The organism is Terrirubrum flagellatum (assembly GCF_022059845.1).
Taxonomy (GTDB): Bacteria; Pseudomonadota; Alphaproteobacteria; order Rhizobiales; family Beijerinckiaceae; genus Terrirubrum; species Terrirubrum flagellatum.
Map to the genome: position 1 here is coordinate 3317700 of NZ_CP091851.1, position 20295 is coordinate 3337994.

A 20295-nucleotide genomic window follows, 5' to 3' on the forward strand; every position below is an offset into this window, starting at 1 on the left:
CGATGTATGTCGCAGTCAAGGGCGGCGAGCGCGCGATCCTCAACTCGCACAAGCTGATCGCCGAAGAGCGGCGTGGCGATCCCTCGCTTGCCGAACTTACGATCGAACAGATCGCGGCGCAGTTCAAACTCGCGGTCGATCGCGTGATGACGGAAGGCTCGGTCTATGACCCTGAATTGGCCGCGCTCGCGCTGAAGCAGGCGCAGGGCGACGCGGTCGAAGCGATCTTCCTGCTGCGCGCCTATCGCACGACGCTGCCGCGCTTCGCCGTCTCCGCGCCGATCGAGACGCGTCAGATGGACGTGCGTCGCCGCATCTCGGCCGCCTACAAGGATCTTCCCGGCGGACAGGTGCTCGGGCCGACCTATGACTACACGCATCGCCTGCTCGATTTCGAACTTGCTGCGAATGGCGGCGTTGGCGAACCGCAGGCGGAAGCCGCCGACGAGCCGCTGCCTGACCTGATGCCGCCGGTGCTCGATATTCTCGATCGCGAGGACCTGATCGAGCAGGAGATCGCCGATCGCGAGAACGAGCCGGTGTTCGATCTCACGCGCGAATCCATGTCGTTTCCCGCGGGCCGCGATCAACGCTTGCAAAATCTCGCGCGCGGCGACGAAGGCTTCGTGCTCGGCCTCGCCTACTCCACCACGCGCGGCTATGGCGGCGCCCATCCCTTCGTCGGCGAGGTGCGCTATGGCGAAGTCGCCGTCGAGATCACGCCGGAGGAACTCGGCTTCGCAATCGAGATCGGCGACGTCTCGGTGACGGAATGCCAGATGATCAACCAGTTCCAGGGCTCGAAGGATCATCCAGCGCAATTCACGCGCGGTTACGGTCTCTCATTCGGCCATGGCGAACGCAAGGCGATGTCGATGGCGATGGTCGATCGCGCGCTGCGCGCCAAGGAGCTTGGCGAGGACGCCATACATCCGGCGCAGGACGATGAGTTCGTCCTCTCCCACACCGACAATATCGAAGCCGTCGGCTTCGTCACCCACTTCAAGCTGCCGCACTATGTCGACTTCCAGGCCGAGCTTCAGCTCGTGCGCAAACTGAGAGCCGAGCATGCGGCGCGCCATGAGATGAAGGAGGCCGCGGAATGAGCGCGCAATCGCATCCCGCTGACAACACCGCCGGCTCCGCCTCCACGCATGGCTATAATTTCGGCTATCTCGACGAGCAGACGAAACGCATGATCCGGCGCACGCTGCTGAAGGCGCTCGCCGTCCCGGGCTATCAGGCGCCGTTCGGCGGCCGCGAAATGCCGCTCGCCTATGGTTGGGGCACCGGCGGCATCCAGATCACCGCGAGCATCCTCGGCCCCGACGACGTGCTGAAGGTGATCGACCAGGGCGCCGACGACACGACGAACGCCGTGTCGATCCGCAGATTCTTCGAGCGCGTCTCCGATGTCGCCACGACGGAAGCGACGGAAGATGCGACAGTCGTGCAGACGCGCCATCGCATTCCGGAGACGCCGCTGCGCGAAGGCCAGATCATCGTCTATCAGGTGCCGCAGCCTGAACCCTTGCGCAAACTCGAACCGCGCGAGACGGAAACGCGCAAGATGCACGCCTACGCCGAATATGGCCTGATGCAGGTTGAACTCTACGAGAACATCGCGCGCTTCGGCCATATCGCGACGACCTATGATTATCCCGCTGTCGTCAATGGCCGCTACCTCATGGCGCCTTCGCCGATTCCGAAGTTCGACAACCCCAAGATGGAAGACAATCCGTCGATCCAGCTTTTCGGCGCCGGCCGCGAGAAGCGCATCTATGCGGTGCCGCCCTACACCAAGGTGAAGAGCCTCGATTTCGACGACCACCCCTTCCGCATCCAGGGTTGGGATCAGCATTGCTCGCTCTGCGGCGCCAGCGACAGCTATCTCGATGAGGTGATCACGGATGATCGCGGCGGGCGCATGTTCATCTGTTCGGACACGGATTATTGCGGCAAGCGCCGCGAAGCCGGCCATGTCGGCGACGGCGGGCCGCAGCCTGCGGTCGAAGCGAGGCTGAAATGAGCGCGATGTCGTCTTCACGAAAGCCGCTGCTGCGCGCCGAGAAAGTGTCGCGCTCGTTCGGCGCGACGAAAGCCTGCCGCGACGTCTCCTTCACGCTCTATCCCGGCGAGGTGATCGGCATCGTCGGCGAATCCGGCTCAGGAAAATCGACGCTGCTGAGCTGCCTGTCGGGAAAGTTGCCGCCTGATCGCGGCGTCATCTCCTACGACATGCGCGACCGCGGTCTCGTCGACATTCTCACGCTTTCCGAACCCGAGCGCCGCATGCTGATGCGCACGGACTGGGGCTTCGTGCATCAGAATCCGCGCGACGGGCTGCGCATGGGAGTGAGCGCCGGCGGCAATGTCGGCGAACGTCCGATGGCGGTCGGCGCGCGCCATTATGGCGAGATCCGCCGCGAGGCGCAGGACTGGCTGGCGAAAGTCGAAATCGATCTTTCCCGCATCGACGACAAGCCGCGCACCTTCTCCGGCGGCATGCAGCAGCGATTGCAGATCGCGCGCAATCTCGTGACCAAGCCGCGCCTCGTCTTCATGGATGAGCCCACGGGCGGCCTCGACGTCTCCGTGCAGGCGCGCCTGCTCGATCTCCTGCGCGGGCTGGTGCGCGAGCTCGGCATCGCGGCCGTCGTGGTGACGCATGATCTCGCCGTCGTGCGGCTTCTCGCCGACAGGCTGATGGTGATGTGGCGCGGCGAAGTCGTCGAACAGGGTCTCACCGATCAGGTGCTCGACGATCCGCATCATCCCTACACACAGCTTCTCGTCTCTTCCGTGCTTCAGGCGTAAGCGAGGACCATGCAATGACTGTCCGCATCGCCGTCTCGCGCCTGTCGAAAGGCTTCACGCTGCACAATCAGGGCGGCATCCGCATCGGCGTCTTCGAGAATCTCTCGCTCGCCGTGAAATCAGGCGAATGCGTCTGCCTGCACGGCCCTTCCGGCGCGGGAAAATCGACGCTGTTGCGCTCGCTCTACGCAAATTACCTCGCTGATACCGGCGAGATCACCGTCACCCATCGCGGCGAGACCGTCGATCTCGCATCGGCCGAGCCGTGGCGCATCATCGAAGTCAGGCGCGAGACAATGGGCTATGTCAGCCAGTTCCTGCGCGTCATTCCGCGCATCCCTGCGCTCGACATCGTGGCGGAGCCGGCGCGCGCTATCGGCGTCCCGCTGGAAGAGGCGCGCGAACGCGCGCGCGCCTTGCTGACGCGCCTGCGCATTCCCGAGCGGCTCTGGAGCATCGCGCCGGCGACCTTCTCCGGCGGCGAACAGCAGCGCGTGAACATCGCGCGCGGCTTCGTCACCAACTATCCCATTCTTCTGCTCGATGAGCCGACGGCGTCTCTTGATGCGGCCAATCGCCAGACGGTGGTCGATATGATCCTCGAAGCCAAGCAGCGCGGCGCGGCGCTCGTCGGCATCTTCCACGACGCCGATGTGCGCGAGCAGGTCGCCGATCGTCTCATCGACGTCAACCAATTCGCGCCAAAGAGGGCCGCATGACGAAACTTTCGGACGCGCCGCTGATTCATCCCACAGCCGAGGTCAAGGACTCGAAGCTCGGCCGCTACACCGAGATCGGCGCGCATTGCCATGTCGCGCGTTCGACGATCGGCGACTATTCCTACGCGGTCGAGGGCGCGCAGATCGCTTATGCCGAGATCGGCAAATTCGCGAACATTGCGGCGCATGTGCGCATCTACGCCAGCATGCATCCGATGGAGCGCGCGTCGCTGCATCATTTCACCTATCGTTCGAGCTGGTATTTCGAAGGCGAGACCGACGACGCCGATTTCTTCGCGTGGCGCGCCTCGAACGGCATCACGATCGGCCATGACACCTGGATCGGCCATGGCGCCGTGATCATGCCGGGCGTGAAGATCGGCCACGGCGCGATCATCGGCTCGAACGCGGTTGTCACGAGGGATGTCGCTGATTTCGCGATCGCCGTCGGCGTTCCCGCGCGCACGATCCGCCAGCGCTTCTCGCGCGACATCGCCGACCGGCTGATGGCGCTCGCCTGGTGGGACTGGCCGCACGAGAAGCTCAGGACCGCGCTGCCAGATTTCCGCAAGCTCAGCACGCCTGAATTCATCGAAAAATACGCGTAAGGGCTCGCAACCTATACGCCTCCGCGAAATCACGTTGTCGCGGCGGCCTTCGCGTGCAATCGGCGGCCGCGTCTTTGACGAAAGTCTTGCTCACGCCCGCTTGCCACGGCGCGCAATTTCCTGATCCTCATCGCTTCGCCTGTCATGGAAGTCCTTCATGACTTCTTCGGCCCGTGCGCAATCACTGGACCATGCATTGAATGAGGAAAGGAATGAAGCCATGCCAACCGTAACCACAAAAGACGGCGTCGAGATCTTCTACAAGGATTGGGGGCCGAAGAACGCGCAACCCATCGTCTTTCATCATGGCTGGCCGCTCAGCTCCGACGACTGGGACGCGCAAATGCTCTTTTTTCTCGCCAAGGGCTATCGCGTCATCGCGCATGATCGCCGCGGCCATGGACGTTCGTCGCAGGTGTGGGACGGCCACGACATGGATCATTACGCCGCTGACGCTTCAGCCGTGATGGAGCATCTCGATCTCAAAAGCGCCGTTCATATCGGCCACTCCACCGGCGGCGGCCAGGTCGCGCGCTATGTCGCGAAACATGGCGAGCCGCAGGGCCGCGTCGCCAAAGCGGTGCTGGTCAGCGCGGTGCCGCCGCTGATGGTCAAGACTGAAAAGAATCCCGGCGGATTGCCGATCGAAGTGTTCGACGGGTTTCGCGCGGCGCTCGCCGCCAATCGCGCGCAGTTTTTCCTCGATGTGCCGACAGGTCCCTTCTATGGCTACAACAGGCCGGGCGCAAAAATCGATCAGGGCGTGATCTGGAACTGGTGGCGCCAGGGCATGATGGGCGGCGCCAAGGCGCATTATGATGGCATCAAGGCCTTCTCGGAAACCGATCAGACGGATGATCTCAAGGCGATCAGCGTGCCGACTCTCGTCATGCATGGCGATGACGACCAGATCGTTCCGATCGGCGCATCCGCGCATGAGTCGATCAAGCATCTCAAGAATGGAACGCTCAAGGTCTATCCCGGCTATCCCCATGGCATGCTGACGACGAACGCCGATGTTCTGAACGCCGACCTGCTTGCGTTCGTGAAAGGCTGACCCGCGGTCGCGCTACGCGGGGCGGGCGCTCGCACGGCGCCCGCCCTTTGCTCATCATTTCGCCGCGTCGCCGCTCGCGGCCATTCCCTGACCGAAACTAGGAAATAAATCCTTGACAGCGTCACGCTCCTGAGGCACAAGAGGACGACGCTCGGATATTGCGACCGGCGACCGAGCCCCGATCACCCCCTCCTCCCAAATTCCATCTGCCGCCTTCTGCGGCCGAATCCTTGGCTCCGGCGCCGAATCCGCGGGCGAACGGAGAAGAATTCGGCCGGCGCCCGCCCGCAATTCGATCGTTTGGCGCCTCACAAGCTGCTTGTGAAATCTGACAAACGGAGTCAGTCTTCTCCGATGTTCGACGCCTCGTCGCCTTTCGCACGCCTCGCCACGCCGCCCGGAGCTGAGCCGCGCATCGAGACCGCCACGCGCAGACTGAGGCAGGCCGTCGTCTCCTGCGATCTCGCGCCGGGCGCGTTCGTCAACGAAGCCTCTCTTGTCGAGCGCTTCAGCCTCGGACGGGCGGGCGTGCGCGTCGCCCTGACGGCGCTGTCGGCGGCTGGATTCGTATCCCGCCATGCGCGGCAGGGATGGCGGATCGCGCCTATTGATGGCCGCCTCGTCGAAGCCGTGCTGGATGCGCGCCGGAGGCTCGAACCGTCGCTCGCCACCCTTCGCCCGACCGACGCCGATCGCAAGACGCTGCTTCAGCTTTCCGAAACCGTCGCCGCCGCCTCCGGCAGGACGGAGCGCGCCGCGCTGGCGACCGCTCGCGCCGCCGACCGGCAATTGCGCAATCTTCTCGCCGCCGCCGCAGACGACATTGGTCGCCGCTGGTTCGCGGATATGTGGGACCATGCCGACCGCATCATCCGCTCTCTCGATCTTGCGGGGCATCCTATTCCGGCCGACGATCGGCGCGCGCTGATCGATGCGATCGCCGCCGGCGACGAGACCACAGCGCGACAAGCGATCGAACAGGACATCGAGCGCTATGCGACCGCCGTGGCGCGCGGACTGATGGCGACCGACGCGCGGCGCCAGGAGCCCGCGCCAAGATCAGCGCGACGCCGGCTCGCAAGACCGGCCGCGTCCATCAGGATCGAAACAAACAACAGGGCGAAGGAGTAGGGCTATGGCGCTTCGTTTGAATCACGCTCGTTCGGCCGCCGCGCTCGGCGCGCTGGCGATCCTCATCTCGACGCCGGCTTACGCCTCGAAGGATCGCTTCGTCATCGATCTCGTGAACGAGCCTTCGTCGCTCGATCCGCAGGTGCAATGGAATCCCGACAGCTACTATGTCTATCGCAATATCTTCGACAATCTCGTGACGCGCGACGACAAGGGCGAGATCGTCCCGCAGGTCGCGACCTCATGGAAATATCTCTCGGACAGCGAGATCGAATTCGAGCTGCGCTCCGATATCACCTTTCATGACGGCTCCAAGCTCACGGCCGATGACGTCGTCTACAGCATCAAGCGCATCACCGATCCGAAATTCGCGAGCCCGCAGCTCAGCCAGTTCGACAAGATCAGCGAAGCGACGGCGGTCTCGCCGACGAAGGTGAAGCTGACGACGAATGGGCCTTATCCCGCACTGCTCGCACAGCTCGTCAAGCTCTCGATCATTCCGAAGAAGATCGTCGAGGAGGTCGGCAAGGACGCGTTCAATCTGAAGCCAGTCGGCAGCGGCCCCTACAAGTTCGAGGGCTGGCAGCGCGGCGTCTCGGTGACGGTGACGCGCAACGACGCCTATTGGGGAACCAAGGGTCCCTTCCCGACTGTCGTGTTTCGCGCGGTTCCTGACGGCGCGACGCGTCTTGCGAATTTGCAGACGGGATCGAGCGATCTCGGCGTCACGCTCGACAGCGACCAGGCGGCGCAGCTCAAATCATCGCCGCAGGCGCAAGCGCTCACCGGTCTCACCGAGCGCGTCGCCTATGTCAGGCTCAACACGACGAAGCCGCCCTTCGACAATCCGAAGCTGCGTCTCGCCGCCGCCTACGCCATCGACAAGGACGGCATGACCGACGGCATTCTCGGCGGCTTCGACAAGCCCGTGTCGGAGCTTCTGACCCCGGCGATCTTCGGCTGGATCGACGACATCAAGGCGCCGGGTTACGACCTTGCGAAGGCGAAGGCTCTTGTCGCCGAAGCCGGCCTAGTTGCGAAAACGGAAGTCGATCTCGCGACGTCGCCCGTGTTCGACCAGCGCATCGTGCAGGCGATCCAGCAGCAGCTTCGCGAAGCCGGCTTCAATGTGAAGATCGCCATGACTGACGTCGCGACCTATCTCAAGCGCGCGCAGGCGGGACCCGAGCAGACCTCGATGGTTGGTTTCGGCCGCTGGTCCTGCGCCTGCCAGGATGCGGACGGCGTGCTCTTCCCGCTTCTGCATAGGAGCAGCGGATGGTCGGCCTATCGCAATCCCAAGGTCGATCAGCTTCTCGAAGAGGCGCGTCAGACGCTCGATAAGAACAAGCGGCTCGCCGCCTATCGCGCGGTGCATGAGATCGTCGCGCAGGATGTGCCGGTCATTCCGCTTTATCAGTCGGCGGTTCTCTATGGCGCGACAAAACATCTGCAATGGAAGCCGACGCCGAACGAAAGCATGTTCCTCAATCGCATGAGCTGGAAGGACTGAATCGATTTCATTGTCGGGACGAGCGTGGCCTGCCGCGAGGCTGGCGATTTCAGGGGGAGATCACAGATGCTGAGAACACATCGCCATCTCGCGCGCATTCTTGTCGCGGCGCTCGTTGGCCTGTCGTCGGGCGCGGCGCTCGCCGCAAAGGACAAGATCACGATCGATCTCGTCGGCGAGCCCAACTCGCTCGATCCGCATGTGCAGTGGAATCCGGACAGCTACTACGTCTATCGCAACATCTTCGACAATCTCCTGACGCGGGACGACAAGGGCGAAATCGCGCCGCAGATCGCGACCTCGTGGAAATATCTCTCGGACACGCGGATTGAGTTCCAGATCCGCGACGACGTCACATTCCATGACGGGAAGAAGCTGACCGCCGAGGACGTCGCCTATAGCGTCAAGCGCATCACCGATCCGAAATTCGCGAGCCCGCAGCTCGGCCAGTTCGACAAGATCACCGACGCCGTCGCGAACGATGCGAAGACGGTGACGCTGACGACCAACGGCGCCTATCCCGCGCTGCTGGCGCAGCTCGCCAAGCTCTCGATCGTGCCGAAGCATGTGGTCGAAGCGGTTGGCAAGGATGCGTTCAATCTCAAGCCCGTGGGCAGTGGCCCCTACAAGTTCGATGTCTGGCAGCGCGGCGTCTCGGTGACGCTGGCGCGCAACGACGCCTATTGGGGGCCGAAGGGCGCATTCCCGATCGCCGTGTTCCGCGCCATTCCCGACGCGGCGACGCGCACCGCCAATCTTCTCGCCGGCGCCAGCGATCTCGCCGCCAATCTCGACGGCGATCTCGCCGCGCAGTTGAAGACATCGGCGAAAGCGAAACCCGCGCCCGTGCTCACCGAGCGCGTCGCCTATGTCGCGATGAATGTGCAGCGCGAGCCGATGAACGACCCGAAGATCCGGCAGGCGATCGCCTACGCCATCGACAAGCAGGCGATCACCGAAGGCGTGCTTGGCGGTTATGAAAAGCCGATGCCGGAAGTTCTGACGCCGGCGCATGCGGGATGGGTCGCAGGAATCAAGGACCATCCCTACGATCTCGCGAAAGCAAAGGCGCTGATCGCGGAAGCCGGACCGAAGGCGAAGCAGGAGATCTCGCTCGTCACCGCGCCGGTCTATGACCAGCGCGTGGTGCAGGCTATCCAGCAGATGCTCAATCAAGCCGGCCTCAATGTGAAGATCGAGATGACCGATATGGGCCAATGGCTGAGGCGCATGCAGAGCGGCGCGGATTCCATTCCGCAAATGGCCTTCAGCCGGTGGTCCTGCGGCTGCCAGGACGCGGACGGCGTGCTGTTCCCGTTGCTGCATTCGTCGAGCGCCTGGGCCAACGCGAAAGACAAGGGAATCGACTCGGCTCTCGAAGAGGCGCGACAGACGCTCGACGCCAACAAGCGGCTGGCGCTCTACAAGACGGTGCATGAGCGCGTGGCGAGCGAGAATTATGTGATCCCGCTCTATCAGGCCGCGGTGATCTACGGGACGGCGAAGAATCTGGAATGGACGCCTACTCCCAACGAAAGCATCTTCCTCAACCGCATGAGCTGGAAGGACTGAGTTTTCCAGGGATATGCAGGGGTTTCTGTTCAAGCGACTGGGTCAGGCGTTCATCACCATCTTTGGCGTGGCGACGCTGATCTTCTTCGTGCAGCGTCTGACCGGAGACCCCACCTATCTCCTCGTGCCGGAGACGGCGACGCAGGCTGACATCGATGCGCTGCGTCACGCGCTCGGCTTTGACCGGCCGCTATTCACGCAGTTCTTAAGTTTCCTCGCCGATCTCGCGCGCTTCGATCTCGGCCAGTCGGTCGTGCAGCGCGTGCCGGTGTCGACGATCATCGCCTCGCGCATGCCTTATACGCTGATGCTGGCGGGCGGCGCGCTGATGGTGGCCTGCGGCATCGGCATTCCCATCGGCGTGCTACTTGCGCTCTATCGCGACACCGCGATCGCGAGGATCGCCGCCGGGCTCGTGCTCGCGGCTCAGAGCATGCCAACCTTCTGGAGCGGCATCCTGATGATCCTCGTCTTCGCGGTGACGCTCGGCTGGCTGCCGCCCTCCTCCACCGGTGGGCTTTCGCATCTCGTGATGCCCTCGATCGCGCTGGGGCTGCTCAGCATGGCGACATTCGCCCGCATCACACGCGCCGCGCTGCTCGATGAACTCTCGAAGGACTATGTGCGCACGGCCCGCGCCCGCGGCGTGCGCACGACCCGTCTTTTATTCCGCCATGTCGCGCGTAACGCCTCGATCCCGATCATCACGGTCGCGGCGCTCGAAATCTCGAACCTGCTCGCCGGCGCTGTCATCGTCGAAACCGTGTTCGCCTGGCCAGGCATCGGCCAGGTGACGGTGCAGGCGATTCTGGCGCGCGATTTTCTCATCGTGCAGGGCGTGGTGCTGCTCGGCGCCTTTGTCACCGTTCTGCTCAATCTCATCTCCGACATTCTCTACAGCGTCGTCGATCCCCGCATCATGCTTGAGGCCAAGGCATGAGCGGCGGCGCGCCAACGGGTAAAGCGAAGCGGCTCCGGCTCGGACGCTGGTGGCCCGTCGTCATCATTGTGCTGTTTGCGCTGGCGGCGATCTTCGCGCCGCTGATTGCGCCCTATGATCCCAATTTCCAGAATCTCATCGGGCGCCTCAAGCCGCCGGGAACGACGTCGCGCGCCTATTACTATGCGCTCGGCAGCGACGAGCTCGGCCGCGATCTTTTGAGCCGCATCATCTATGGCTCGCGCGTCTCGCTGATCGTCGCTTTCGCCTCGGTGCTCATCTCAGGCGTCGTCGGCGTGACGCTCGGAATGATCGCGGGCTACAGGCGCGGCGCGATCGAGATCGTCGTCATGCGCATTGTCGACGTGTTCCTGTCGGTGCCGGCCGTGCTGCTCGCGATCATCACCGTCGCGGTGCTTGGCCCCAGCCTCATCAATGTCATCATGGTGCTCGCGCTGACGCGCTGGCCGCGTTACGCCCGCGTCGCCTATAGCCAGACGCTCTCCGTCGTGACGATGCCCTATGTCAAGCTGTCGGCGTTGATGGGCGCGGGGTCGCTGCGCGTGCTCTTCCGCCATGTGCTGCCCAACATCATCGGCGCGGTCAGCGTGGTCGCGACGCTCGAATTCGGCCTGATGGTGCTGTTTGAAGCCGGCCTCTCCTTCCTCGGCCTCGGCGTGCAGCCGCCGACCGCGAGCTGGGGCGCCATGCTCAGCACTGGGCGCAACTATGTCGCGACCGCCTGGTGGGTGGCGACGCTGCCGGGCCTTTGTCTTTTCGCGCTCGTGCTCGCAGTCAATCTGACCGGCGACGCGGTGCGCGACCGCCTCGACCCCCGTTTTCGCTGAGAGACAAAATCATGTTCGACGACATCAAGGGCAAACGCGCGATCGTGACCGGTGCATGCGGCGTCATCGGCCGCTGGATCGTGGAGACGCTTCACAACGCCGGCGCTATTCTCGCGCTGACCGATGCACGCGGCGATGATCTCGACAAGCTCTCGTCGGAGCTGAAGCTCTCGGGCGAGAGCTTCGTGAAGACAGCCGATCTCACGAGCGAAGCCTCGATCAAGGCCTTCACCGACGAAGTCGGCAAGCGCTGGGGCGCTGCCGACATTCTCGTCAACAATGCCGGCATCTATCCCAGCGGATTCCTGCTCGACATTTCGACGGAAGAATTCGACCGCATCTTCTCCGTCAATCTGCGCGCGCCCTTCATTCTGACGCGCGAGATCGCGACGCAGATGGTGAAGAAGAAAGTGAAGGGCTCGATCATCAACATTTCCTCCGGCGCGTCGCGGAAGATGCGCCGCACCGTCGTGCCCTATTGCACCTCGAAGACGGCGCTTGACCGGTTGACGAAGGGCTTCGGCGTCGAGCTCGCGGAGTTCGGCATCCGCGTCAACGCGCTCGAGCCCGGTTTCGCCGCCGGCAGCAAGGTCAGCGATCTCACCGACGCGCATATCCAGAGCACGATCTCGCAGATTCCGCTGGGACGCCCCTCCTCGCGCGAAGATGTCGGCAACGGGCTGCTCTATCTCGCGAGCGACGCCTCGGCTTACGTCACCGGTGCGACGCTCACCATCGATGGCGGCAATTCGATCGGCTCGCTCGCGGTCCATCAGGACAAGAAGAATCCGCTCTGAGTTCGCAGTTAATTTGATCTGATTTCGATGCAGACCTTCACCCTTCGCAAGGCCGCGGTTCGCTCGCGACACGGACTTGTCGCCGCGCAGAACCGCCACGCGGCCGAGGCCGGCGCGGCCGCGCTGGCGCGCGGCGGCAATGCGATGGACGCCGCGATCACGTCAGCGCTCGTGCTCAGCGTCGTCGAGCCCTGGTTGTCCGGCATCGGCGGCGGCGGATTTCTCGTTCATGCGGATGGGCGCACGGGCGCGACCGAGACGCTCGATTTCAATGTTCGCTCCGCAGCTGGCCTTGATCCCGCAGACTATCCGCTCGCCGATGCGCAGGCTGGCAACTGGTTCAACTGGCCGTCTGTCGTCGGAGACCGAAACGTCTCGGGCTATCAGTCTGTTTGCGTGCCCGGCGCCATCGCAGGCTTCGCAGCCGCGCTGGAAAAACATGGCATGATCTCATGGGCCGAGGCGTTGCAGCCGGCGATCGAGCATGCGCGAAAGGGGCTTGAAATCGACTGGTATGCGGCGCTCTGCATCTCAATCGAATCCGCCAGCCTGGCGCAGGACCCTGTCACATCAGACGTCTTTCTCGATGGCGGCCGCGCGCCGCGCGCCGCGGACGGGCGCGCGCTGTTGCGAAAGCCGATGCTGCGAAAGGCCGAGCTGCTTGAGAGACTGGCGCAGGCCGGCGCGCGCGATTTCTATGAGGGCGAAATCGCGCAGGGCCTCGCGCGCGATCTCGAGAAAGGCGGATCAGCGATCCGCGGCCGCGATCTCGCAAGCTATGAGGTCGCATGGCGGCCGGCGCTCGCCGGGCGTTATCGTGATTTCGATATTGCAGCTGTTCCCGGCCTCAGCGGCGGGCCAAGCTTTCTCGAAGCCGCGGATGCGCTCAGCCAAAGCAACCTTTCTCACAGCAGCTCTTCGGCGGAGGCCGCTCATCTCTACGCCGTCGCGATCCGCAACGCCTATGCGAAACGCCTTACGACTCTCGGCCATGCGGCGACGCCGGAAGCGGGCTGCACCTCTCATATCAGCGTCGTCGATCGCGAGGGGACGATGGTCTCGCTCACCAACACGCTCCTGTCGCGCTTCGGCGCGAGAGTCGCACCGGCAAGCGGCGGCTTCCTCCTCAATAACGGCATGATGTGGTTTGATCCGCGGCCGGGACAGCCGAACAGCATTGCGCCCGATGCGAAGCCGCTCGCCAATATGTGCCCGCTCGTGCTGAGCCAGAACGGAAAGCCCGTGATGGCGATCGGCGCCGCCGGCGGCCGCACGATTTTTCCGACTGTGCTGCAGCTTGTTTCGGCTGTCGCTGATTTCGGCCTCTCGCTCGAAGACGCGGTTCATCGCCCGCGCATCGACGCCTCGACGCCGCGCATCAAGATCGACGCGCGGGCCGAACCCGATGTCGCGGCCGCCGTCGCGCAGGATTTTCCGGTCGAGATCGTCGAGGACACGCTTTATCCCGTGAACTTCTCGGTTCCCTCCGCGGTGATGCGCGAAATCGATGGCGGATTTGTCGGCATGGCGCATCCGACGAGTCCATGGGCGGCCGTTGTGGCGCCCGACGCGGCGACATCGGCATGAACGCGTCGGCTGATACGGTTCTTTCGATCGACGATCTCAGCATCGAGATCGGCGGAAACAGGATCGTCGATCATGTTTCGCTCGGCGTCGGCGCCGGACGCATTCTCGCCATCGTCGGCGAAAGCGGCAGCGGCAAGAGCCTCACGGCTCTGTCGATCCTCGGTCTGCTGCCGCCCGCAGCGCGGCTTGCGGGCGGCGCAATCCATCTGCGCGGACGCGAGCTGACAAAGCTCAACGAAGATGATCTGGCGGACGTGCGGGGCAACGACGCCACCGTGATTTTCCAGGAGCCGATCGCCTCGCTCAATCCCTTGATGCGCGTCGGCGAGCAGGTCGAAGAGGCGCTGCGTCTTCATCGCCGTCTCTCGGCGCGCGAAGCCCGCGACGAAGCCATCGCGATGATGAGCCGCGTCGGCATTCCCGACGCTGCGCGGCGCGCGCGGCAATATCCGTTCGAACTTTCGGGCGGCATGTGCCAGCGCATCATGATCGCAGCGGCGCTGATCTGCCGGCCGGCTCTCCTGATCGCGGACGAGCCGACGACGGCGCTCGACGTCACCATCCAGGCGCAAATTCTCGACCTGATGCGGCGCCTGCGTGACGAAGTTGGCGCCGCGATCGTGCTCATCACGCATGACATGGGCGTCGTCGCCGATCTCGCCGACGATGTCTGCGTGATGTATGGCGGGCGCATCGTCGAAAGCGGACCTGTCGAGCAGATTTTCGCCGAGCCGCGTCACCCCTACACCAAGCTGCTGCTGGCGACGATTCCGACGCTCGACGGCGCGCGCAAGATGTCGCTCAGGACGATTGAAGGCATGGTGCCCACAGCCGAATCCTGGCCGGAAGGCTGTCGCTTCCGCACGCGTTGCCCGCTGGCTTTCGAAAAATGTGTGGAAGTTCCTCCGCTCGCGCCGATCGCGAGGGATCATCGCGCCGCCTGCTGGCGCAGCGGAGAGGTGGAGGCGCTGGCGTGAGCGCGATCGCCGACAACGCGCTTCTTCAGGTGCGCGATCTCAAGGTGCATTTCCCGCTGCGCAAGGGCGTCGGCGTCGCCGGCGGCGTGGTGAAGGCGGTCGATGGCGTTTCGTTCGATGTCGCCGCGGGGCGCACCATCGCGCTCGTCGGCGAGTCCGGCTGCGGCAAATCGACCACGGCCTACGCGGTGATCGGGCTTGAGCGCGCAACCGAGGGAAAGATCATCTTTGACCGCCGCGACATTACGCGGCTCGAAAGGCGCGAACGCGCGGCGCTGGCGCGCGACATCCAGATCGTGTTTCAGGATCCGAGCGCGGCGCTCAATCCAAAAATGACGATCGCGGACAGCATCGCCGAACCGCTGGCGATCGCAGGATGGACACGCGCCGACCGTCGCAAGCGCGTCGCGGAATTGCTCGATCGCGTCGGTTTGCCCGCCGCTTTCGCAGAGCGTCTACCGAACGCTGTGTCAGGCGGACAGCGCCAGCGCATCGTCATCGCGCGCGCGCTCGCGCTGTCGCCGCGTCTGCTCATTCTCGACGAGCCGGTGTCGGCGCTCGACGTCTCCATCCGCTCGCAGATTCTCAATCTGCTGATGGAGCTGCAGCGCGACCTCAAGCTCGCCTATCTCTTCATTTCGCACGACCTCTCGGTGGTGCGGCACATCGCGGATGAGGCGATCGTGCTCTATCTCGGGACCATCGCGGAGCGCGGGCCGATCGACGCGCTCTTCGGCGCGCCGCGACATCCCTATACGCAGGCGCTTCTGTCGGCGATCCCGCTGCCTGATCCGATCGCGCAACGCCGGCGCGAGAAGATTATCCTCACAGGCGACCTACCCTCGCCACTGTCGCCGCCGAAAGGCTGCCCCTTCATCAGCCGCTGCCCGATCCGCGAAGACGTCTGCGCGACGGCGCGGCCGCTTCTCGCCGATGCGCCTGACGGAACGAGCGCCGCCTGCTTCGTGCGCGCGGGATCGAAGCCGCTGCCGGTCGCGGCGTGAGCTTTATTCCTCGGGCTCGGTCGTGAACTGGAGCGGATAGCCTTTCGCCTTGCCGGCCTCCGTCGCGCGCGTCGCCTTCGTCTCGGCGACATCGCGCGGAAAGACGGCGACAACGCAGGAGCCCTTCTGATGCGCGGTGATCATCACGCGATGGGCCTGTGATTCGCTCATGTGAAATTCGGCCTTCAGCACCATCACGACGAATTCGCGCGGCGTGTAATCGTCATTCAGGAGAATGACTTTGTGCAGCCGCGGTCGATCGACCTTCAGCCGGGTTTTGGTGCGGGTTCCGGTTTTGGTGTCGCTCAAGGAACGCGGGCTCCCGATGACAGTATGCCTGTCGCGCGCCGCCATTTTCCCGCGATCAGGGAGCCGCGTCCAGAGATCGCGCGATAACGCCCTCGCGCGGTCTTTGTTAGCCGGGACGTTTCGGAATCTCGATCCCGCGCTGAACGGCAGGCCGCGCCAGCCCGCGCTCCAGCCAGGCCGGCACGCGCTTCAGGCCATCGAACTCCACCAGCTCACGCGCGCCATAGAAGCCGACGAGATTCCGGACCCAGCCGAGCATGGAGATATCGGCGATGCTGTAGTCGTCCATGATCCAGTCGCGCCCTTCGAGGCGCGTCTCGATCACGCCGAGCAGGCGCTTTGATTCCGCGACATATCGATCGCGCGGGCGCTTGTCTTCGTAGTCCTTGCCCGCAAATTTATGGAAGAAACCGACCTGGCCGAACATCGGGCCAATCGCCGCCATCTGGAAAAACACCCACTGCATCGTTTCATAACGGCGAGCGGGATCGGCTGACATGAGCTTGCCCGTCTTCTCCGCGAGATAGATCAGGATCGCGCCGGATTCGAAGAGACCAAGCGGCTTTCCGCCGGGACCATCGGGATCGATGATCGCGGGAATCTTGCCGTTCGGATTAAGCGACAGGAATTCCGGCGTCCATGTTTCGTTCTGACCGATGTTGATCGTGTGCGGCTCGTAGGGGAGCCCGATCTCCTCGAGCATGATCGAGACCTTCACGCCGTTCGGCGTTGGCAGCGAATAGAGCTGAAGGCGATCGGGATGTTTCGCCGGCCAGCGCGACGCGATCGGGAATGCGGAGAGATCGGACATGGGATTTCCGGGAGAGGGAAGAGAAGTCTCCCTGAAGATAGTCTCATCATCGCGCGACGCAATCCGCGCGACAGGCTTTATCCGAACGCCACCAGCGACAGGTTTGAGAATCCATTCTTCGCCAGACGCGACGCGGCGCGCGATGCGCGCAATCCTGTGCGGCAGCACAGGACGACATGCGCCTGCGGCGAAACGTCGCCGATCAACTCATCGACCTGGTCGACGGACAAGCGGCGCGCATGGGGCGACGCCGCGACCGGCGCTTCCTCAAGGCCGCGGAGATCGACGACCACGTCGTTCTCCGCGATCGTCTTGGCCGAGAGAAAGCGCGCAATATGTCCCATCGGCTCAGGCGCGCCGGCGAAGGAGAATCCGCCGAACGAAAGGCGCCGCGCGTCGAAGGTGGTCATGCGTCCGAGCGGCGACGGTTCTATCCCGAGAATGAGATGCAGCGCCATCTGCGCCTGCAAGGCGCCCAGCGCCCCGACGGCCGGCCCCATCACGCCAGCGGTTGCGCAGTTCGCGAGTTGCGACGGCATTTCGGGAAAGACCGCGCGATAGCTTGGCGCGCCGGCGCAGAAGGCGCCGACATAGCCGGACATGCCGACAATCGAAGCGCTTACGAGGGGCTTGCGAACAGCGACGCAAGCGTCGCTCAAGATATAGCTGACGGCGAAGCTGTCGGCGCAATCGAGCGTGAGATCGGCCTGCGCAATCAGCGCATCGACGCTGTCAGGCGAGAGCCGCTCGGCGATCGAAGTCACATCGACATTTGGGTTGAGCGCATGCAGCCGCTCGCGCGCCGCTTCGGCCTTCAGTCGCCCGACATCCTTCATGCGATAGAGCGGCTGGCGATGCAGGTTCGTCTCATCGACGCGGTCATGATCGACGATGACAATGCGGCCGACGCCAGCTCCGGCGAGATAGGAAAGAACCGGGCATCCCAATCCGCCCGCGCCGACGACGAGAAGGGACGACGCGGCGATTTTCGCCTGGCCCTCGGCGCCAATCTCGGGAAGGATCGTCTGGCGCGCATAGCGATCTCTCATGCGCTTCTCCTCAGTCTGAGGCTCGCGTCGCCGCGATCCATTCCCGCGTGCGCGCATCGGGATCGGCGGCGCGTACGATGTCGGTGACCACGGCGGCGCTGTCGGCGCCAGCCGCAAGACATAATGGCGCGCGTTCAAGCGTGATCCCGCCAATCGCGACCAGCGGGAGATCGCCGATCAGCTGCTTCCACTCGCCGATGCGATCGAGCTCTTGCGGCGCCCAGGGCATCTTTTTCAGGATCGTCGGATAGATCGGCCCGAGCGCGACATAGTCGGGCTCTGTCGACAGCCCGCGTTCGAGCTCTTCGTGATTGTGCGTGCTGACGCCAAGCCTGATCCCTTTCGCCTTGATGGCCTTGAGATCGGCGCCTTCCAGATCCTCCTGTCCGAGATGGATGAAATCGGCGCGCTCCTCGATCGCAAGACGCCAATAGTCGTTCACGATGAGCTGTGCGCCCCGCGCCGCGCATAGCGCGAGGCTCGCGCGAATCTCGGAGCGCACGAGTTCCGTTTCCTTATCCTTGACGCGAAGCTGGATGAGCCGCGCTCCAGCTTCCGTCAGACGATCAACCCAGCTTGAGCTCTCAACGATGGGGTAAAAACGATCGAGAATCATCCTGAGAGACTTGCCTTTCCGAACACGGGAGTTGACGGCGCCGCCATGTCGCGCGGCTCCATGGGTTGAGCGAGATAAGCTGTGCGGCCAGCTTCAATCGCCTGCGCGAAGGCGGCCGCCATCTTGACGGGATCGCCCGCCTTCGCCACCGCGGTGTTGAGCAGCACCGCGTCATAGCCGAACTCCATCGCGGCGGCGGCGTGCGACGGCAGGCCGATGCCGGCGTCAACGATCAGCGGCGTATCGGGGAAATGCGCGCGCAGACTCCTCAGCCCATAGACATTGTTGAGGCCGCGCCCGCTGCCGATCGGCGCTCCCCAGGGCATGAGCAATTTGCAGCCGGCTTCAAGAAGCCGCTCGGCCACAACGAGATCTTCTGTCGTGTAAGGAAAAACCTCGAATCCTTCGGACGCCAGCGCGCGCGCGGCGTCAACGAGGCCGAACACGTCAGGCTGCAACGTGTCGGAATCGCCGATCACCTCAAGCTTGATCCAGGGCGTGCCGAACACTTCTCGCGCCATGCGCGCCGTGGTGATCGCCTCCTTGGCGGTGTGACAACCCGCGGTGTTCGGCAGCACGCGCACGCCAAGCCCGCGGATCAGGCTCCAGAAATCCTGCCCTTCGCGCAGGCGGCCGGATTCGCGTCGCAGCGACACCGTGACGATGTCGGCGCGCGAAGCGTGGACCGCGTCGGCGAGAATGGCGGGCGATGGATATTGCGCCGTGCCCAGCAGCAACCGCGACGATATCTCGACGTCATAGAGCTTCATGATCAGCCGCCCTGCATCGGAGCGACGATCTCGACCGCGTCGCCTTCGGCAAGCGACGTTGATGCGCGTGCGGCGGCGGCGACGAACTCGCCATTCACCGCCGTCGCCACCACAGCGTCGCGGAAGCCGAGCGCGTCGAGCGCTTCGGCCAAGGTCGAAGCGGAGAGTTCACGCTCGGAGTCGTTCACGCGAATCTTCATGTCGATCCTCCGTCATGTTGAGCGCCATGTCGGCCGCGAGGCGCGCATAAGCGGGCGACAGCAGGAAGCCGTGGCGATAGAAGCCATTGAGATGGATTGTCCGCCTACGCCTGAAAACGCGCGGCAGATTGTCGGGGAAGGCCGGCCGCACCCCGGCGCGCATCTCGATAATCTCGGCCTCGGCGAAGGCAGGATGCAGCGCATAGGCGGCGTTGAGCAGATCGACCGCGGCGCGCGCCGTCACGCCGCGACGCTCGGCGCTCTCGACCATGGTCGCGCCGATCATGAAACAATGATCCGCGCGCGGCACGACATAAAGCGGAATGCGCGGATGCAGCAGACGGATGGGCCGCGTGAAAGCGACGTCACGCATCCGCACAACAAGCATTTCGCCGCGCACGCCGCGCAACTCTTTCAGATCGTCTCGCGCCGCGAAGCCGCGGCAATCGAGGATGGCGTCGGCTTCGATTTCGTTGAGATCAGCTTCCACGCCGAAGCGGATCGCGGCGCCGAAATCGCGCAGGCGATCAAGCAGTGCGACGAGCGCAAGTCTGGGATCGAGATGGCCTTCATCGGGGAAAAACAGTCCCCTGCGGAACCGCGCCGACAGATCAGGTTCAAGCTCTCCAATCTCATCACCTTCAACCCAGCGAAATCGCTCTGTGCGACGCGCGAAATTCGAGAGCTCGCCGACGTCGCGCGGCGGCGCGACGACAAGCGTTCCGCGTTGCGCGACATCAGGCACGCGCTTTGACCACCAGTCGAGCGCTGCCAAGCCACGCTCGGCAACGACAGGCTCCGCGCTCTCGCGCTCACACCAGGGCGCCAGCATGCCGCCCGCGCACCAGGAGCAGCTTTCGGCGCCAAGACGCTCGCCCCGATCTATCAGCTCGATGGCGACGCCGCGCTCCGCCAGTTCCGTCGCAACGACGAGGCCGGCGACGCCAGCCCCGACAACAGTCACACGCAC

General features: G+C 64.0%; 22 protein-coding genes. 15 read left to right on the plus strand and 7 right to left on the minus strand.

The window, feature by feature from the left end; genetic code table 11:
- Window positions 1-2: 2 nt before the first annotated feature.
- The 15 genes from L8F45_RS16010 to L8F45_RS16080 all read left to right on the plus strand — a co-directional run bounded on the left by L8F45_RS16010 (window position 3) and on the right by L8F45_RS16080 (window position 15570).
- Window positions 3-1106 (plus strand): carbon-phosphorus lyase complex subunit, encoded by a 1104-nt coding sequence (locus tag L8F45_RS16010; RefSeq protein ID WP_342358873.1) that lies wholly within the window; start codon window positions 3-5, stop codon window positions 1104-1106.
- On the plus strand, window positions 1103-2029 hold the full coding sequence (locus L8F45_RS16015; protein ID WP_342358874.1) for an alpha-D-ribose 1-methylphosphonate 5-phosphate C-P-lyase PhnJ: 927 nt from the start codon (window positions 1103-1105) through the stop codon (window positions 2027-2029). The genes L8F45_RS16010 and L8F45_RS16015 overlap by 4 nt, the downstream gene beginning before the upstream one ends.
- Before the next feature lie 5 nt (window positions 2030-2034).
- Window positions 2035-2817 carry a phosphonate C-P lyase system protein PhnK gene (phnK, locus tag L8F45_RS16020; protein ID WP_425330024.1) on the plus strand — a complete coding sequence of 261 codons (783 nt, stop codon included), beginning with the start codon at window positions 2035-2037 and terminating at the stop codon, window positions 2815-2817.
- Between the two features lie 14 nt (window positions 2818-2831).
- Window positions 2832-3536: a phosphonate C-P lyase system protein PhnL gene (gene phnL / locus L8F45_RS16025; RefSeq protein ID WP_342358876.1), complete on the plus strand. Its 705-nt coding sequence runs from the start codon at window positions 2832-2834 to the stop codon at window positions 3534-3536.
- Window positions 3533-4144: a DapH/DapD/GlmU-related protein gene (locus L8F45_RS16030; protein ID WP_342358877.1), complete on the plus strand. Its 612-nt coding sequence runs from the start codon at window positions 3533-3535 to the stop codon at window positions 4142-4144. Before phnL ends, L8F45_RS16030 begins: the two co-directional genes overlap by 4 nt.
- A gap of 220 nt (window positions 4145-4364) precedes the next feature.
- Window positions 4365-5201, plus strand: coding sequence for an alpha/beta fold hydrolase (locus tag L8F45_RS16035; protein WP_342358878.1), 837 nt, complete (start codon window positions 4365-4367; stop codon window positions 5199-5201).
- A 354-nt stretch (window positions 5202-5555) separates the two neighbouring features.
- Complete coding sequence (locus tag L8F45_RS16040) at window positions 5556-6332, plus strand: GntR family transcriptional regulator (RefSeq protein WP_342358879.1); 777 nt, start codon at window positions 5556-5558, stop codon at window positions 6330-6332.
- A gap of 4 nt (window positions 6333-6336) precedes the next feature.
- On the plus strand, window positions 6337-7845 hold the full coding sequence (locus tag L8F45_RS16045; protein ID WP_342358880.1) for an ABC transporter substrate-binding protein: 1509 nt from the start codon (window positions 6337-6339) through the stop codon (window positions 7843-7845).
- Window positions 7846-7911: 66 nt separating this feature from the next.
- Window positions 7912-9417: an ABC transporter substrate-binding protein gene (locus tag L8F45_RS16050; RefSeq protein ID WP_342358881.1), complete on the plus strand. Its 1506-nt coding sequence runs from the start codon at window positions 7912-7914 to the stop codon at window positions 9415-9417.
- Between the two features lie 13 nt (window positions 9418-9430).
- Entirely contained in the window at window positions 9431-10357 is a 927-nt protein-coding gene (locus L8F45_RS16055; RefSeq protein ID WP_342358882.1) for an ABC transporter permease, read from the plus strand.
- The gene (locus L8F45_RS16060) at window positions 10354-11205 is read left to right on the plus strand and encodes an ABC transporter permease (protein WP_342358883.1); all 852 of its coding nucleotides are present in this window, start codon (window positions 10354-10356) and stop codon (window positions 11203-11205) included. Before L8F45_RS16055 ends, L8F45_RS16060 begins: the two co-directional genes overlap by 4 nt.
- Window positions 11206-11216: 11 nt before the next feature.
- Window positions 11217-12002 carry an SDR family NAD(P)-dependent oxidoreductase gene (locus L8F45_RS16065; protein ID WP_342358884.1) on the plus strand — a complete coding sequence of 262 codons (786 nt, stop codon included), beginning with the start codon at window positions 11217-11219 and terminating at the stop codon, window positions 12000-12002.
- A 27-nt stretch (window positions 12003-12029) separates the two neighbouring features.
- The gene (locus L8F45_RS16070) at window positions 12030-13589 is read left to right on the plus strand and encodes a gamma-glutamyltransferase (protein WP_342358885.1); all 1560 of its coding nucleotides are present in this window, start codon (window positions 12030-12032) and stop codon (window positions 13587-13589) included.
- The gene (locus L8F45_RS16075; RefSeq protein ID WP_342358886.1) at window positions 13586-14566 is read left to right on the plus strand and encodes an ABC transporter ATP-binding protein; all 981 of its coding nucleotides are present in this window, start codon (window positions 13586-13588) and stop codon (window positions 14564-14566) included. The genes L8F45_RS16070 and L8F45_RS16075 overlap by 4 nt, the downstream gene beginning before the upstream one ends.
- Entirely contained in the window at window positions 14563-15570 is a 1008-nt protein-coding gene (locus L8F45_RS16080; protein ID WP_342358887.1) for an ABC transporter ATP-binding protein, read from the plus strand. Before L8F45_RS16075 ends, L8F45_RS16080 begins: the two co-directional genes overlap by 4 nt.
- Window positions 15571-15573: 3 nt before the next feature.
- Here L8F45_RS16080 and clpS read toward each other — a convergent pair whose 3' ends face one another.
- The 7 genes from clpS to thiO form a co-directional block, all read right to left on the minus strand.
- Complete coding sequence (clpS, locus tag L8F45_RS16085; protein WP_342358888.1) at window positions 15574-15879, minus strand: ATP-dependent Clp protease adapter ClpS; 306 nt, start codon at window positions 15877-15879, stop codon at window positions 15574-15576.
- A gap of 106 nt (window positions 15880-15985) precedes the next feature.
- Window positions 15986-16690, minus strand: coding sequence for a glutathione S-transferase N-terminal domain-containing protein (locus L8F45_RS16090; RefSeq protein WP_342358889.1), 705 nt, complete (start codon window positions 16688-16690; stop codon window positions 15986-15988).
- A gap of 77 nt (window positions 16691-16767) precedes the next feature.
- Entirely contained in the window at window positions 16768-17739 is a 972-nt protein-coding gene (locus L8F45_RS16095) for a ThiF family adenylyltransferase (RefSeq protein WP_342358890.1), read from the minus strand.
- A gap of 10 nt (window positions 17740-17749) precedes the next feature.
- Window positions 17750-18355, minus strand: a complete 606-nt coding sequence (locus L8F45_RS16100) for a thiamine phosphate synthase (protein WP_342358891.1) — start codon at window positions 18353-18355, stop codon at window positions 17750-17752.
- Complete coding sequence (locus L8F45_RS16105; protein WP_425329930.1) at window positions 18352-19125, minus strand: thiazole synthase; 774 nt, start codon at window positions 19123-19125, stop codon at window positions 18352-18354. Before L8F45_RS16105 ends, L8F45_RS16100 begins: the two co-directional genes overlap by 4 nt.
- A 2-nt stretch (window positions 19126-19127) precedes the next feature.
- Window positions 19128-19325 carry a sulfur carrier protein ThiS gene (thiS, locus tag L8F45_RS16110; RefSeq protein ID WP_342358892.1) on the minus strand — a complete coding sequence of 66 codons (198 nt, stop codon included), beginning with the start codon at window positions 19323-19325 and terminating at the stop codon, window positions 19128-19130.
- Window positions 19294-20295 (minus strand): glycine oxidase ThiO, encoded by a 1002-nt coding sequence (gene thiO, locus L8F45_RS16115; RefSeq protein ID WP_342358893.1) that lies wholly within the window; start codon window positions 20293-20295, stop codon window positions 19294-19296. The genes thiS and thiO overlap by 32 nt, the downstream gene beginning before the upstream one ends.

What these genes read in the sequence shown, in the direction of transcription:
- phnL (WP_342358876.1), top strand. Translation starts at nt 2,832, where the DNA reads ATGACTGTCCGCATCGCCGTCTCGCGCCTGTCGAAAGGCTTCACGCTG.
- phnK (WP_425330024.1), top strand. Translation starts at nt 2,035, where the DNA reads ATGTCGTCTTCACGAAAGCCGCTGCTGCGCGCCGAGAAAGTGTCGCGC.
- L8F45_RS16105 (WP_425329930.1), bottom strand. Translation starts at nt 19,125, where the DNA reads ATGAAGCTCTATGACGTCGAGATATCGTCGCGGTTGCTGCTGGGCACG.
- L8F45_RS16010 (WP_342358873.1), top strand. Translation starts at nt 3, where the DNA reads ATGTATGTCGCAGTCAAGGGCGGCGAGCGCGCGATCCTCAACTCGCAC.
- L8F45_RS16070 (WP_342358885.1), top strand. Translation starts at nt 12,030, where the DNA reads ATGCAGACCTTCACCCTTCGCAAGGCCGCGGTTCGCTCGCGACACGGA.
- L8F45_RS16035 (WP_342358878.1), top strand. Translation starts at nt 4,365, where the DNA reads ATGCCAACCGTAACCACAAAAGACGGCGTCGAGATCTTCTACAAGGAT.
- L8F45_RS16050 (WP_342358881.1), top strand. Translation starts at nt 7,912, where the DNA reads ATGCTGAGAACACATCGCCATCTCGCGCGCATTCTTGTCGCGGCGCTC.
- L8F45_RS16075 (WP_342358886.1), top strand. Translation starts at nt 13,586, where the DNA reads ATGAACGCGTCGGCTGATACGGTTCTTTCGATCGACGATCTCAGCATC.
- L8F45_RS16100 (WP_342358891.1), bottom strand. Translation starts at nt 18,355, where the DNA reads ATGATTCTCGATCGTTTTTACCCCATCGTTGAGAGCTCAAGCTGGGTT.
- L8F45_RS16015 (WP_342358874.1), top strand. Translation starts at nt 1,103, where the DNA reads ATGAGCGCGCAATCGCATCCCGCTGACAACACCGCCGGCTCCGCCTCC.
- thiS (WP_342358892.1), bottom strand. Translation starts at nt 19,325, where the DNA reads ATGAAGATTCGCGTGAACGACTCCGAGCGTGAACTCTCCGCTTCGACC.
- L8F45_RS16095 (WP_342358890.1), bottom strand. Translation starts at nt 17,739, where the DNA reads ATGAGAGATCGCTATGCGCGCCAGACGATCCTTCCCGAGATTGGCGCC.
- L8F45_RS16090 (WP_342358889.1), bottom strand. Translation starts at nt 16,690, where the DNA reads ATGTCCGATCTCTCCGCATTCCCGATCGCGTCGCGCTGGCCGGCGAAA.
- L8F45_RS16065 (WP_342358884.1), top strand. Translation starts at nt 11,217, where the DNA reads ATGTTCGACGACATCAAGGGCAAACGCGCGATCGTGACCGGTGCATGC.
- L8F45_RS16045 (WP_342358880.1), top strand. Translation starts at nt 6,337, where the DNA reads ATGGCGCTTCGTTTGAATCACGCTCGTTCGGCCGCCGCGCTCGGCGCG.
- L8F45_RS16055 (WP_342358882.1), top strand. Translation starts at nt 9,431, where the DNA reads ATGCAGGGGTTTCTGTTCAAGCGACTGGGTCAGGCGTTCATCACCATC.
- L8F45_RS16040 (WP_342358879.1), top strand. Translation starts at nt 5,556, where the DNA reads ATGTTCGACGCCTCGTCGCCTTTCGCACGCCTCGCCACGCCGCCCGGA.
- L8F45_RS16060 (WP_342358883.1), top strand. Translation starts at nt 10,354, where the DNA reads ATGAGCGGCGGCGCGCCAACGGGTAAAGCGAAGCGGCTCCGGCTCGGA.
- L8F45_RS16030 (WP_342358877.1), top strand. Translation starts at nt 3,533, where the DNA reads ATGACGAAACTTTCGGACGCGCCGCTGATTCATCCCACAGCCGAGGTC.